Origin of the sequence: Streptomyces sp. NPDC006235, from assembly GCF_040613735.1 — a bacterium.
In the GTDB taxonomy this organism is placed as follows: Bacteria; Actinomycetota; Actinomycetes; order Streptomycetales; family Streptomycetaceae; genus Streptomyces.
Window position 1 is genome coordinate 1 of sequence record NZ_JBEXSR010000033.1, and the last position, 12,791, is coordinate 12,791.

Annotated in this window: 11 protein-coding genes and 2 pseudogenes; 11 read left to right on the forward strand and 2 right to left on the reverse strand. The window is 71.3% G+C overall.

Going from position 1 to position 12,791, the window contains the following annotated elements; genetic code table 11:
- Positions 1-1,600 (reverse strand): helix-turn-helix transcriptional regulator (locus ABZ192_RS30320; protein WP_356927668.1); only part of this gene is annotated, 1,600 nt, incomplete at its 3' end.
- 207 nt (positions 1,601-1,807) lie between these two features.
- Here ABZ192_RS30320 and ABZ192_RS30325 point away from each other — a divergent pair.
- The 11 genes and pseudogenes from ABZ192_RS30325 to ABZ192_RS30375 all read left to right on the forward strand — a co-directional run.
- Positions 1,808-2,252 (forward strand): annotated as a pseudogene (locus tag ABZ192_RS30325) (family 1 glycosylhydrolase); the annotation flags it as partial.
- A 24-nt stretch (positions 2,253-2,276) separates the two neighbouring features.
- Positions 2,277-2,393, forward strand: a pseudogene (locus tag ABZ192_RS30330) (hypothetical protein); the annotation flags it as partial.
- Positions 2,394-2,470: 77 nt separating this feature from the next.
- Positions 2,471-3,100, forward strand: coding sequence for a TetR/AcrR family transcriptional regulator (locus ABZ192_RS30335; protein WP_356927669.1), 630 nt, complete (start codon positions 2,471-2,473; stop codon positions 3,098-3,100).
- Between the two features lie 102 nt (positions 3,101-3,202).
- Positions 3,203-4,324 (forward strand): PP2C family protein-serine/threonine phosphatase, encoded by a 1,122-nt coding sequence (locus ABZ192_RS30340; protein ID WP_356927670.1) that lies wholly within the window; start codon positions 3,203-3,205, stop codon positions 4,322-4,324.
- A 139-nt stretch (positions 4,325-4,463) separates the two neighbouring features.
- Complete coding sequence (gene ltnD, locus ABZ192_RS30345) at positions 4,464-5,381, forward strand: L-threonate dehydrogenase (protein ID WP_356927671.1); 918 nt, start codon at positions 4,464-4,466, stop codon at positions 5,379-5,381.
- A 1-nt stretch (position 5,382) separates the two neighbouring features.
- On the forward strand, positions 5,383-6,663 hold the full coding sequence (otnK, locus tag ABZ192_RS30350) for a 3-oxo-tetronate kinase (RefSeq protein WP_356927672.1): 1,281 nt from the start codon (positions 5,383-5,385) through the stop codon (positions 6,661-6,663).
- On the forward strand, positions 6,660-7,430 hold the full coding sequence (locus ABZ192_RS30355; protein WP_356927673.1) for an aldolase: 771 nt from the start codon (positions 6,660-6,662) through the stop codon (positions 7,428-7,430). The genes otnK and ABZ192_RS30355 overlap by 4 nt, the downstream gene beginning before the upstream one ends.
- 52 nt (positions 7,431-7,482) lie before the next feature.
- Positions 7,483-8,790: an MFS transporter gene (locus ABZ192_RS30360; RefSeq protein WP_356927674.1), complete on the forward strand. Its 1,308-nt coding sequence runs from the start codon at positions 7,483-7,485 to the stop codon at positions 8,788-8,790.
- Between the two features lie 36 nt (positions 8,791-8,826).
- Positions 8,827-9,645 carry a 2-oxo-tetronate isomerase gene (gene otnI / locus ABZ192_RS30365; RefSeq protein ID WP_356927675.1) on the forward strand — a complete coding sequence of 273 codons (819 nt, stop codon included), beginning with the start codon at positions 8,827-8,829 and terminating at the stop codon, positions 9,643-9,645.
- The gene (gene denD, locus ABZ192_RS30370; RefSeq protein WP_356927676.1) at positions 9,642-10,688 is read left to right on the forward strand and encodes a D-erythronate dehydrogenase; all 1,047 of its coding nucleotides are present in this window, start codon (positions 9,642-9,644) and stop codon (positions 10,686-10,688) included. Before otnI ends, denD begins: the two co-directional genes overlap by 4 nt.
- A 10-nt stretch (positions 10,689-10,698) precedes the next feature.
- Positions 10,699-11,445, forward strand: a complete 747-nt coding sequence (locus ABZ192_RS30375) for a FadR/GntR family transcriptional regulator (RefSeq protein ID WP_356927677.1) — start codon at positions 10,699-10,701, stop codon at positions 11,443-11,445.
- Between the two features lie 39 nt (positions 11,446-11,484).
- Here ABZ192_RS30375 and ABZ192_RS30380 read toward each other — a convergent pair whose 3' ends face one another.
- Complete coding sequence (locus tag ABZ192_RS30380) at positions 11,485-12,606, reverse strand: aromatic ring-hydroxylating dioxygenase subunit alpha (RefSeq protein ID WP_356927678.1); 1,122 nt, start codon at positions 12,604-12,606, stop codon at positions 11,485-11,487.
- Positions 12,607-12,791: the final 185 nt, after the last annotated feature.

Below are 12,791 nucleotides of genomic sequence, written 5' to 3' on the forward strand. Positions count from 1 at the left end.
GCTCGGCCGGCCGGACGTGGTCGTCGTCGCGCTCGGCCGGCCGGGCATGGTCGTCGTCGCGCTCGGCCGGCCGGACGTGGTCGTCGTCGCGCTCGTCCGGCCGGGCATGGTCGTCGTCCGGCTCAGTGGGCCGGGGGTGGTAGCCGTTCGACTTGGCCAGCCGAACCAGTCCCGTGACGTCGACGTCCCGCTGCCGGGCGAACAGTTCCTCCGCCCGGGACAGCCGCGTCCCCCGGTACAGCGCGCCCGGGTCGCGTTCCAGTTCCTCCCAGCCGCGCGCCGCCTCGCCGAGCCGGCGTTGTGCGCGCAGGCGGTCACGGCCCTCCTCGATCCAGCCGGCCAGCCGCGGCCACCCGGTGATCAGCGCCTCGTGCGCGAGCTCCACCGTGTCGCCGTCCAGGGTGACCAGCCGGGCGCCGGCGAGGCGCTCCAGCACGTCCCGCGAGCCGCTGCCGAGCTCGGTCCGGGATGCCGGACGGCGAGTGTCGGCCGTGCCGTCGCCCGGCGCGATCAGCCGCAGCAGAATCCGCCGGGCGACCCGCCCCTGCGCCGCCGACAGTCCGCCGTACACCTCCTCGGCGGTGGCGGCGATCGCACCCCGTACGCCGCCCGCCTCCTCGTACGCCGCCACGGTCAGCATCCGGCCGCGACGGCGCCGCCAGGTCTCCAGCAGGGCGTGCGAGAGCATGGGCAGCGCGCCCGGCTGGTCGACGACTTCGTCGACGATCCGGGCGGTGAGAGCGCGTTCCACGGTCAGGCCGGCACAGGCGGCCGGCCCGGTGATGACCTCGCGCAGTTCGTCCCGGTCCAGCGGCCCGACCAGCAGGTTCGCCCGGCAGACGGCCTCGGCCAGTTCACGGTGGTCGGCGCAGTGACCGTAGAAGTCGCCGCGGACCGCGACCACCACGCGCAACCGGCTCTCCGGCCGCTGGGCCGCCAGCAGCAGAGCGAGGAACCGGTCGCGTTCCGCGCGGTCGTGGCAGAGGGTGAACAGTTCCTCGAACTGGTCGACGATCACCCAGGTCTCCGCGTCGCCGTCGCGCGCGACGAGCGCCTGCTCGTGCGTGCGCGCGGGCCGCTCCCCCGGTGTGAGCACCCGGATCACCGCCGGCCGCTCCGCCCCCGCCGCCTGCCGCAACCGCGGAATCAGTCCCGCCCGCAGCAACGACGACTTGCCGCTGCCGGACGCCCCGAACACCGCCGCGAACCGGTGCTCGCGCACCAGCTCCACCAGGTCGGTGACGAGCGCCTCCCGCCCGAAGAACAGGTCGCTGTCGTCCGGCTCGAAGCGGGCCAGCCCCCGGTACGGCGGCCTCTCGTCCGGCGCGGGCCCCCGGACCTCGGCGTCCGTCTCCCGCCAGCGCCGTTCCCACTCGTCCGGATCGCCGTCCAGCGCCTCGGCGTAGGCGCGTACCACCGCCAGGGACGGCAGCTGCTCGCCGGCCGCCGCCTGGGACACCGCGGTGATCGAGTACCCGGCCCGCTGGGCGATCTCCCGGTACGGGGGCTTCCCGGCCTTCTCCCGGAGCACCCGCAGATCGTGCGCAAGCCGCTGTACGGGACCGGCGTCGGGGTCGACCGGCTTCTCGCGTCGCCCCACCGGGACACCTCTCAAACACGCAGCTCGAAGAACAGGCGTTCAAGCTACGTTTTCGCCCCATCTCGCGCAATCTCCGCGTGACCGCAAGATCATCGCCGCTTCACACCGCACCCTTCCCGCGAAAACAAACCACGTGGCAGACATTGGCCACTCGCGAAGTGGGCCACTCACTCTCCAGCCGACCGACACTCAGGAAGGCAGTCGACGATGACTGAACGCGCTCCGGGATTCCTCTGGGGAGCCTCCACCGCCCCGCACCAGATCGAGGGCAACAACCTCAACAGCGACTTCTGGACGAGCGAGGGGCGCATGCCGGGCATGGAGCGCAGCGGTGACGCCTGCGACAGCTACCACCGGTACCGCGAGGACATGACTCTGCTCGCCGAGGCCGGGCTCGACGCCTACCGCTTCGGCATCGAGTGGGCACGGATCGAGCCGGTCCCCGGAATGATCTCGCGCGCCGAACTGGCCCACTACCGGCGGATGATCGACACGGCCTTCGAGCTGGGTCTGGCCCCGGTCGTGACCCTGCACCACTTCACCAGCACTCTCTGGTTCGCGCAGGACGGCGGCTGGCTCGGCGACCGAGCCGTCGAGCGGTTCCGGGCGTACGCCGAAGCGGTCGCCCCGATCCTCGACGGCCGTCGAGTGGCGCACGGCCGGCGACGAACCGACCCTCACCGTCGACGTGCCACCGGCCACCACCGCCCGTGTCGTCTTCCCCGACGGCACCACCGAGACCGCCACGGCGGGCACCTTCCGTGCCACTCGCCGTAGGAAGAGGACGCCGTGACCGGTGGTAGGTTTTCAGCGGTCAATCGCTGCGCACGACCTGTCCGGACCGGCTTCGTTGGGGAGAGTGAGCGCACCGTGGGTCAGGCAACAGCGCGCGGGCCGTACGCCAAGACACCGGCCCGCCGAGCGGAGATCGTACGGGCGGCCCGCGACAGTTTCGCCGAGAACGGCTACGCCAAGGCCTCCCTGCGGGACATCGCGGAGCGGGCCGGCATCACCCACGCCGGACTCCTCCATCACTTCCGCAACAAGGACGAGATCCTCGCCGAAGTGCTCGCCGAGCGGGACTCCGAGGAGTGGCAGCACGGCGCGGCGCAGGTCGACAGCGTCGACCAGCTCGCGCCCTACCTCGACGAACTCATCCGCCACCACCAGAAGGCGCCCGAGCTGATGCGCCTGTGGATCGAGCTCGCCGCGGCGGCCTCCCGCACGGATCACCCGGCCCACGCCTACTTCGTCGAGCGTTACGAACGCGGGCGCACACAGTTCGCCGAGGGATTCCTCGACAAGGCGGCCCGCGGCCGGTTGCGCGAGGGGGTCAGCCCCCAGAGCGCCGCGGCTCTCTTCCACGCCGTGCTCAACGGCCTCCAGTTGCAGTGGGTCCTGGACCAGGACCTCGACATCATCGGACCGCTCAACGACTTCGTCCGTCTGCTGCTCGACCAGGGCGACCGAGGCGACCTGGACGACCCGGACAACCAGTAGGGGAGCGCCACCCGGGCGGACAAGGGCGCGGCGGGGCGCCCGCCCGCGAGCGCCGGGCCTGCTTAACGTACGGGAGAGATCACGAGCTGCCCGGGAGTTCCCATGATCGACACCCGCCGGAGAAGGCCGTCGGACGCCCTCGAAGCGATCGAGCCCCCGGGCAACCTGGAGCTGGCCGCCGGCGTGGTCTCGGTGACGGCCCTGGTGGAGATCCTGGGCGCCCTGTCCGGGTCCGCGGTGTGGCTCCTCGGTCTCCTGGTCTTCCTCCCGGGTACGGCGTCGGCGCTGTGCACCGCCGCGCAGACGAGGTTCGTCGCCGCCTGGACCACGGTCATCGTCACCCTCACCGTGCTGCTGCGCGGCAGTGACGTGGGCCGGTCGCTCGACCGCGCCCTGCTGGTCCTGCTGACCCTCGCCTTGGGAGTGACCTCCGTCTACGCCTGCCAGCGCCGCATCAGGCGCGAGCACGAGATGCTCCGCCTGCGCTCCACCGCCGCCGCCATGCAGCGGCACATCCTGCACCCGCTGCCCCTGGTCACCGACGACGTCCTGGTCAACGGCGTCTACGAGCCCGTCCAGGAGGACCGGCTCGTCGGCGGCGACATCTACGAGGTCGTCGCCTCGCCCTTCGGGACCCGGGTGCTGATCGGTGACGTGCAGGGCAAGGGGCTGGCCGCCGTGGGGGCCGCGTTCGCCGTGATCGGCGCCTTCCGCGAGGCGGCCCACCGGGAACCCACGCTCACCGCGCTCGTCGACACGCTGGACGCCTCGGTCGTCCGGCACAACTCCTACGCCGAACAGAACGGCGACGACGAGCGGTTCGTCACCGCGCTCGTCGTCTCGGTCGACGCCCACGCCGAGGCGCAGGTCGTCAACTGCGGGCACATCCCGCCCCGCCTGATGCACGACGGCGTGGTCACGGCGCCGCCGCTGGAGTCCGGTGTGCCGCTCGGTCTCGCCGAGCTGGCCTGCGAACCGACGACCGTGGGCTGGTTCGACTTCCCGGCCGGTTCCACACTGCTGCTGACCACCGACGGCCTCACCGAGACCCGCGCCACCGACGGCACGTTCTACCCGGTCGACGAACGGCTGACGGAACACCTCGCCCTCTCCCCCACCGAACTGCCCCGGGCCCTGTACGAGGACGCCCGCGCCTTCGCCGGTGACGTCAACCAGCACGACGACGTCGCCGTCCTGACCGTGCGCCGGTCTCCGTACCGCTGACCGGCACCCCGGCCGGCTCCTCCGCATATGTGACCGACATCACAGCAGGCAAATCATCGTCCTCAGGTCATCATATGACCTGATCTCCTCCGGGAATCAGGCCGACCCTTCTGGACGACACGGCAGGACGAGGATGGGCATGGACGACGAGAGCAAGCCCGCACGAGTGCGTGTGGGCGTGGTGGGACTGGGAGCCATGGGCCTCGGGATGGCCCGCAGTCTGCGGAACGCGGGCTACGACGTGGGGGTCCACGACCTGCGGCCGGGGGTGTCCGCGGCCTTCGCCCGCGACGGCGGCACCGCGTTCGCCTCCTGCGGGCAGCTGGCAGCCGAGGTGGACGTCCTGGTCGGCGTGGTGGTCAACGCGGAGCAGGTCGAGTCCGTGCTGTTCGGCGCCGACGGCGCGGCCGGCCGGCTCCGCCCGGGCTCCGTGTTCGTCATGTGTTCCACGGTCGACCCGGGCTGGTCCGCGCGGCTCGAAGGCCGCCTGGCCGAGTCGGGTGTGCTCTATCTGGACGCTCCCGTCTCCGGTGGCGCCGCGCGTGCGGCGGCCGGCGAGCTCACGATGATGACGTCGGGCTCCGCCGCCGCGTACGCCCTCGCCGACCCGGTACTGGAGGCCATGAGCAGCACCGTCTACCGCCTGGGCGACCGCGCCGGACTTGGCTCGAAGGTCAAGATCGTGAACCAGCTCCTCGCGGGCGTGCACATCGCCGCCGCGGCCGAGGCGATGGCCCTCGGCATCAGGTCCGGCGTTCCCGCCGAGGCGCTGTACGAGGTCGTCACGCACAGCGCCGGCAACTCCTGGATGTTCGAGAACCGCATGGCCCATGTGCTCGCCGGGGATTACACACCCCTGTCCGCCGTCGACATCTTCGTCAAGGACCTGGGGCTCGTACTGGACTCCGCCCGCCCGGAGCGGTTCCCGCTCCCCCTGGCCGCCACCGCCCACCAGATGTTCCTCCAGGCGTCGGCGTCCGGGCTGGGTGCTGAGGACGACAGCGCGGTGATCAAGGTCTTCCCGGGGATCGACCTGCCCGAGCCGGTGGAGGCGTGACATGGGAATCCGCCTCGGATGCATCGCCGACGACTTCACCGGCGCCACCGATCTGGCCAACAACCTGGTGCGCGCGGGCATGCGCGTCGTCCAGCTGATCGACGTGCCGCCGGCCGGCGCCGGGCGGGCGGTGGACGCCGATGCCGTGGTCATCGCCCTCAAGTCGCGTACCGTTCCGGCCGCCGACGCCGTGGACGCCTCGCTCCGGGCGCTCGCCTGGTTGCGGTCCGCCGGCGCCGAGCAGGTGTACTTCAAGTACTGCTCCACCTTCGACTCGACACCGGCCGGCAATATCGGCCCGGTCACCGAGGCGCTGATGGACGCGCTGGGCACCGACTTCACGATCGCGACGCCCGCCTTCCCCGACAACGGACGCACGGTCTTCAAGGGCCATCTCTTCGTCGGTGACGTGCTGCTCGGCGACAGCGGCATGCGCCACCATCCGCTCACCCCGATGACCGACTCCAACCTGGTCTCCGTCCTCGGCGCGCAGACCCGGCGGGCAGTCGGCCTGATCGACCACACGGTCGTCGCCGGCGGCGCCGAGGCGATCCGGGCCCGTATCGACGCCCTGCGCGAGGACGGCTTCGGGATCGCCGTCGCCGACGCCGTCTCCAACGACGACCTCCTGCGCCTGGGTGCGGCGGTCCGGGGGCTTCCGCTGGTCACCGCCGGTTCGGGTCTGGCGATCGGGCTGCCGGCGAACTGGGGGTTCGAGCCGTCCCCCGCCGCAGCGCAGCTGCCGCCCTCCGGCGGCCACCGGGCCATCGTCTCGGGATCGGTCTCCGCCGCCACCAACGGCCAGGTCCTCCGGTACCTGCGCGGCGGCCGGCCCGCGTTCAGCGTGGATCCGCTGCGCGTGGCGGCCGGTGAGGACGTGGCCGGGCAGGCCCTGGCCTTCGCAGAGTCCCATCTGGACGACGGGCCGGTGCTGGTCTACTCCACCGAGCCGGCCGACGCGGTCCGCTCCGTCCAGGGCCGGCTCGGTGCCGCCGCGGCCGGTGAGCTCGTGGAGCGGACGCTGGCCCGTGTCGCGCAAGGGCTGGTGGAACGGGGCGTCCGCCGGCTCGTCGTCGCGGGCGGTGAGACCTCGGGAGCGGTCGTGCGGGCGCTCGGTGTCACCGGGCTCAGGATCGGACCGCAGATCGACCCCGGTGTCCCGTGGTGCGCGGCCACCCTGTCCGACGGGGACACGCTCCACATCACGCTCAAGTCCGGCAACTTCGGCGGCCCCGACTTCTTCACCTCCTCCTTCGCCCTGCTGGACGAGGAGGCCGCATGACCGAGCAGCCGGACACCACCGCCGGGACAGGCCACGACGCGGCGGTCGACAAGGCCGTGGACGAGGCCGTGAACAGGACGATGGACAACGTCGTGGACAAGGCCGTGGACGGGACCCTCGACGAGGCGCGCGACGAGATCGTCCGCGTGGGCACCACTCTCTTCACCCGGGGCTACGTCCACGCCAGCGCCGGCAACATCAGCGCCAAGGCCGGCGACCACCACCTGATCACCCCCACCGACGCCGCCCTCGGGTTCCTGGAACCCGGCCGCCTCGCCCTGGTGGACCCCCGCGGCGAGCAGATCGCCGGTGATCGCGCCAGCAAGACCCTGACCCTGCACCGGCGCGTCTGCTCCGCCGACCCCACGGCCCGGTTCGTCATCCACACCCACTCCACGCACCTGGTCGCGCTCACCCTGGCCGGCGTGTGGAGCGACGACGACGTCCTTCCGCCCCTCACGCCGTACTACGTGATGAAGGTCGGGCACGTCCCGCTCATCCCCTACCACCGGCCCGGCGACCCGCGCGTGGCCGACCTGGTGACCGCCCGGATCGCCGCACACGCGGCGAGCCGTACATCCCTGCGGGCCGTGCTGCTCGACAGGCTGGGCCCCGTCGTCTGGGGACCCGACGCGGCCACCGCCCTCGCCGTCCTCGAAGAACTCGAGGAGACGGCACGTCTCTGGCTCCTGACCGACCGTCGCCCCGAGCCGCTCCCGTCCCACGCGATCGACGAACTGAGGTCCGCGTTCGACGCCGCGTGGTGACCCGCTCCCCACCCGTCAGAGAATTCCCCCTGAGCCGCACGAGGGATCACCCATGTCCATGCCCATAACGGCGTCGGCATCCGCCGACGTCGCCCGTGAGAACGCCGTCTTCCGCAAGGTCGTGCGGCGTATCGTCCCCTTCCTCGTCCTGTGCTACATCGTCTCCTACCTGGACCGGGTCAACGTCGGCTTCGCCAAGCTCCAGATGGCCGGTGACCTCGGCTTCAGCGAAGCGGCGTACGGCCTCGGTGCCGGACTGTTCTTCATCGGCTACTTCCTCTTCGAGGTGCCGTCCAACCTGATGCTCCAGCGCGTCGGCGCCCGCACCTGGATCGCCCGGATCATGATCAGCTGGGGTCTGGTCTCGGGGGCGTTCATGTTCGTCCACAACGAGGCGATGTTCTACGTCCTCAGGTTCCTGCTCGGAGCCGCGGAGGCGGGGTTCTATCCGGGGGTGATCCTGTACTGCACCTACTGGTTCCCCTCCCACCGCCGTGCCCGGGTGATCGCGCTGTTCATGTCCGCCATCCCGGTGGCCGGCATCTTCGGCAACCCGCTCTCCGGCTGGATCATGGACCGGTTCCAGGGCGTGAACGGCTGGCAGGGCTGGCAGTGGATGTTCCTGCTGGAGGCGATCCCCGCCCTCCTCATCGGGGTGGCCACGCTGTTCTACCTCGACAACAGCGTGCGCGCCGCGAAGTGGCTCACCGACGAGGAGAAGGCCGTCGTCGAGCGGGCGATCGCCGAGGACGCCGCGCACCAGACCGTGCACGGCCGGGTCTGGGACGCCTTCCGCGAGCCCAAGGTGTGGCTGATGTGCCTCATCTACTTCTGCTTCGTGATGGGCCAGTACGCGCTGACCTTCTGGATGCCCACGTTCATCGAGACCACCGGGATCGAGGGCAACCTCGCGATCGGCCTGCTCAGCGCGGTGCCGTTCCTGGCCGCGCTCGTCACGATGAACCTGCTCGGGCGTTCGGCGGACAAGCGCCGTGAGCGCCGCTGGCATCTGGTGGTGCCCAGTCTCATGGGCGCGGTCGGCTTCTCACTGGCGGCGGGCTGGGCCGGGTCGACCGCGCTGTCCCTGGTCGCGCTGTCCATCGCCGCGGCGGGCGTACTGACCTGCGCGCCGCTGTTCTGGTCGCTGCCCACCGCGTTCCTCGGCGGCACCGCCGCCGCGGTCGGCCTCGCCGCGATCAACTCGGTCGGCAACCTCGCCGGCTTCGTCAGTCCCTACATGATCGGCGCGCTGAAGGACGCCACCGGCTCGACGTCGGTTCCGATGTACGTCCTGGCGCTCAGCCTCGTCGTCGGTGCCGCCGCGGTGCTCACCACCGACAAGCACGTCGTCAACCGCTGACCGGGCCTCCCGGTCCCCCCACACACAGGAGCCAGCATGCCGAGGTTCGCAGCGAACCTGTCCCTGATGTACACCGAGCACGATTTCCCCGACCGCTTCGCCGCGGCCTCGGCCGACGGCTTCACCGCCGTCGAATACCTCTTCCCCTACGCCTACGACGCCGAGGAGCTGCGCCGCCGGCTCGACGAGCACGGCCTCACGCAGGTGCTGTTCAACGCCCCGCCCGGAGCCTGGGAGTCCGGAGAACGCGGGATCGCGGCGCTGCCCGGCCGTGAGGCGGAGCTGCGCTCCGGGATCGCCCGGGCCCTGGAGTACGCCGCCGCACTGGACTGCCCGCGGCTGCACGTGATGGCCGGGCTGGTACCGCCCGACGCCACGCCGGAGGAACGGGCCGGGCATCGCGCCACCTACCTGGCCAACCTCGCGTGGGCCGCCGAGCGCGCCGCCCCGCAGGGCGTCGACATCCTGATCGAGCCGATCAACGGTCGCGACATGCCGGGCTACTTCCTGTCCCGGCAGGCCGAGGCGCACGCGGTCGTGCGGGAGGTGGGGGCCCCGAACCTCAAAGTGCAGCTCGACCTCTACCACTGCCAGATCGTCGAGGGCGACCTCACCACCACCCTGCGCCGCGACCTGCCGACCGGCCGGGTCGGTCATCTGCAGATCGCGGGCGTGCCCGACCGTCATGAGCCCGACCGGGGCGAACTCGATGTGAGCCACCTGTTCCGCGTCGTCGACGACCTGGGTTTCGACGGGTGGATCGGCTGCGAATACGTCCCCCTCGCCGGCACGAGCGAAGGCCTCGGCTGGCTGAGCGACTACCGCCCGAACGACTACCGAGGAGACACCGCATGAGGATCGTCATCACGGGCGGCTTCGGCTTCCTTGGACGACAGGTCACCGGCGCCCTGCTCAGAACGCGGACCTTCCGCGGCGCACCGATCGACCGGCTGGTGCTCGCCGACCGGATCGTGCCGCCCGGTGCCCCGGAGACGGCCGACCCGCTCGTGGAGACGGTGCGGGGTGACCTGGCCGAGTGCCTCGACGCCGTGTTCGCGGAGCCGGTGGACGTGCTGATCCACCTCGCCGCCGCCGTCTCGGCGGAGTGCGAGGCCGACTTCGACCTGGGCATGAGCGCCAACCTGGACACCACCCGCGCGCTCCTCGAAGCCGCCCGGGCGCAGTCGTCGGCCGGCGGGCCCGCACCGCTCCTGGTGTTCGCCAGCAGTGTGGCGGTCTACGGCTCCGACCCGGCGCTGCCGCTCCCGCCGGTGGTCAGCGAGTCGACGCTGCCCACGCCCCGCTCCAGCTACGGCATCCAGAAACTCGTGTGCGAGCAGCTCGTCGCGGACTACACCCGCCGGGGCTTCCTCGACGGGCGCGTGGCCCGTCTGATGACCGTGTCGGTGCGGCCCGGCAAGCCGAACGCGGCCGCCTCCGGCTTCCTGTCCGGCATCATCCGCGAGCCGCTCGCGGGCCTGCCCGCGGTCTGCCCCGTGCGTCCCGATCTGCGGGTGGCCCTGGCGTCGCCCCGGCGCACGGTCGAGGGGATCCTCCGCATCGCGGAGGCCGAGCGCGGTACCGGGAGGGGCCGCTTGCAGGGCGGCCTGCCGGTCAACCTTCCGGGGCTCACGGTCTCGGTCGCCGAGATGCTGGCCACGCTGCGGCACCTGGCCGGCGACGCCGTCGCCGACCTGGTGACGATCGCACCCGACCGCGATGTCGAGGCCATCGTGGGTTCTTGGCCTTCCGTCTTCGACCACACGCGGGCCGCGGCACTCGGGCTCGGGCCCGATCCGGACTTCGCGGCGGTGGTGCGGGACTACGTCGCCGATCACCGTGACGCGGTCCTGGTCGACGGGCCGCTCACGGCGGAGCGACCGAGCGGGGGTCTATAGACTGAAAACCATGTTTTCCAAGGTGCCCGGTCCCGTCCGGCTCGCCGACCAGGTCGCCGCGACGCTCTCCGAGGAGATCGAGTCGGGGCGGCTCGCCGAGGGCGACCGGCTGCCGACCGAGGTGGAGCTGGTCAAGCAGCTGGGCGTCAGCCGCACCGTGGTGCGCGAGGCCCTGTCCAGGCTCCGCAACGCGGGCCTGATCGAACCCCGGCAGGGCATCGGCGTCTTCGTCCTGCCGCGGCGCACCCGCCCGCTCGACCTCGACGCCGCCGACACCAAGGCGAAGGTGCTGCAGATCGTCGAGGTGCGCCGGGCCATGGAGGGCGAGGCGGCCAGCCTCGCCGCCACCCGGGCCACCCCGCAGGACCTCGCGCGGATGCGCGAGGCACTGGACACGATCGACTCGGCGGTCGCGGCCGGCGGCGACGGCGTGGACGAGGACCTGGCCTTCCACCGGTCCATCGCCGAGTCGACCGGCAACGCCGTGATGGTCTCGACGGTGCGGTACCTGGGCGACGTGTCGCGCAGCGGTATCCGCGTCACACGCGCGAACGAGGCACGCCGGAACGACTTCATCGAAGCGGTCCGGGACGAGCACCACGCCATCCTCGCCGCCATCGAAGCAGGCGACCCCGAGGCGGCACGCGCCGCCGCACGCCGCCATATGAAACACGCCGCCGGCCGGCTCCAGGACGCCGACGACGGCTTCTGGACGGAGACCGAGGATCTGGCCGTGGATCTCGGCACGGCCCCCTGACAGCGACCGAGCCGGCGTCAGGAGTTGCCCCGGGCCGGGTTACTCCGACAGTGCGACCCGGACCCAGTCGTGGAACTCGCCGATGTGGTGCTCGCTGGGGACCAGGACGCCGCCCTTGGCGTAGAGCCGGGAGCTCATCGCGGGCTGGCAGCGCTCACAGGCGTCGAAGTCCTGCCGGTTGACGCGGTCGAACAGCTCGACCGACCGGCTCACGTCCCGGCCGCTGTCCACCACGCCCTTCAGGTACAGCCAGTCGCACTCCACGATCGTGCGGTCGACCGACACCGGGAACATCCGGTGGAAGATCACGTGGTCGGGGACCAGGTTGATGAACACCTGCGGGCGCACCGTGATCGCGTAGTACCGGCGGTCCTGTTCCTCGGAGACCGTGGGGATGCGGTCCAGGCCCTGCGAGCCGTCCACGGTGAAGCCCTGGACGTCCGAGCCGAACTCGGCGCCGTGCCCCACGTAGAACTGCGCCGCGTAGCCGTCGGCGAACTCCGGGAGGACCTCCGTCAGTTCGGGGTGGATCGTCGCGCAGTGGTAGCACTCCATGAAGTTCTCGATGATGAGCTTCCAGTTGGCCTTGACGTCGTAGACGATCCGCCGGCCGACCTCCAGGCTCTCGACGTCGTACCGCTCGATGGATTCCACGTCGCCCAGGCGCGCGACCACGTCCGCGATCACCGACTGCTCGAACGAGGGCGGGTTCTCGGCCAGGCACACCCACACATAGCCGAGCCACTCGCGTACCGCCACGCTCGCCAGGCCGTACTCGGTGCGGCCGACGTCCGGCATCCTGGTCAGGTTGGGGGCCGCGACCAGCTTGCCGTCGAGGCCGTACGTCCAGGCGTGGTACGGGCACTGGAAGGCCCGCTTCACCTCGCCGGACTCCTGTGTGCACAGCCTCGCGCCCCGGTGCCGGCACACGTTGAAGAAGGCCCGGACGGAGCCGTCCCGCGACCGGGTCAGCAGGATGCTCTCCCGCCCGACGTCCACGGTCCGGAAGGCGCCCGGCTTCGACAGTTCCGACGCGCGTGCCGCGCAGAACCACATGGACTCAAATATGTGTTCCTGCTCCAGGCGGAAGATCTCCGGGTCCGTGTAGTGGTCACCGGGGAGGGTCGCGATCAGGCTCTCCGGCAGGCCGGTGGTCGTCATGGTTCACCTCGGAGGGAAGCGCCTCGGGGCAGGCGAGTGGTTGCCTCATGTGCAACGTGCTTCTTGCTACGCAACTCACGGTGCAGTCCGACCGAAGCGGTGTCAAGCCCTTGACCGCGGACCGTCGCAGCCAGGACCATGTTGCGTATCAGTCAGCTCGTTGCGTAATACGCACTTCCCTCTGG

Excerpts from the sequence above, each read along its gene's own strand:
- ABZ192_RS30340 (WP_356927670.1), top strand. The coding sequence starts at position 3,203 with ATGATCGACACCCGCCGGAGAAGGCCGTCGGACGCCCTCGAAGCGATC.
- ltnD (WP_356927671.1), top strand. The coding sequence starts at position 4,464 with ATGGACGACGAGAGCAAGCCCGCACGAGTGCGTGTGGGCGTGGTGGGA.
- otnK (WP_356927672.1), top strand. The coding sequence starts at position 5,383 with ATGGGAATCCGCCTCGGATGCATCGCCGACGACTTCACCGGCGCCACC.
- ABZ192_RS30355 (WP_356927673.1), top strand. The coding sequence starts at position 6,660 with ATGACCGAGCAGCCGGACACCACCGCCGGGACAGGCCACGACGCGGCG.
- ABZ192_RS30360 (WP_356927674.1), top strand. The coding sequence starts at position 7,483 with ATGTCCATGCCCATAACGGCGTCGGCATCCGCCGACGTCGCCCGTGAG.
- otnI (WP_356927675.1), top strand. The coding sequence starts at position 8,827 with ATGCCGAGGTTCGCAGCGAACCTGTCCCTGATGTACACCGAGCACGAT.
- denD (WP_356927676.1), top strand. The coding sequence starts at position 9,642 with ATGAGGATCGTCATCACGGGCGGCTTCGGCTTCCTTGGACGACAGGTC.
- ABZ192_RS30375 (WP_356927677.1), top strand. The coding sequence starts at position 10,699 with ATGTTTTCCAAGGTGCCCGGTCCCGTCCGGCTCGCCGACCAGGTCGCC.
- ABZ192_RS30380 (WP_356927678.1), bottom strand. The coding sequence starts at position 12,606 with ATGACGACCACCGGCCTGCCGGAGAGCCTGATCGCGACCCTCCCCGGT.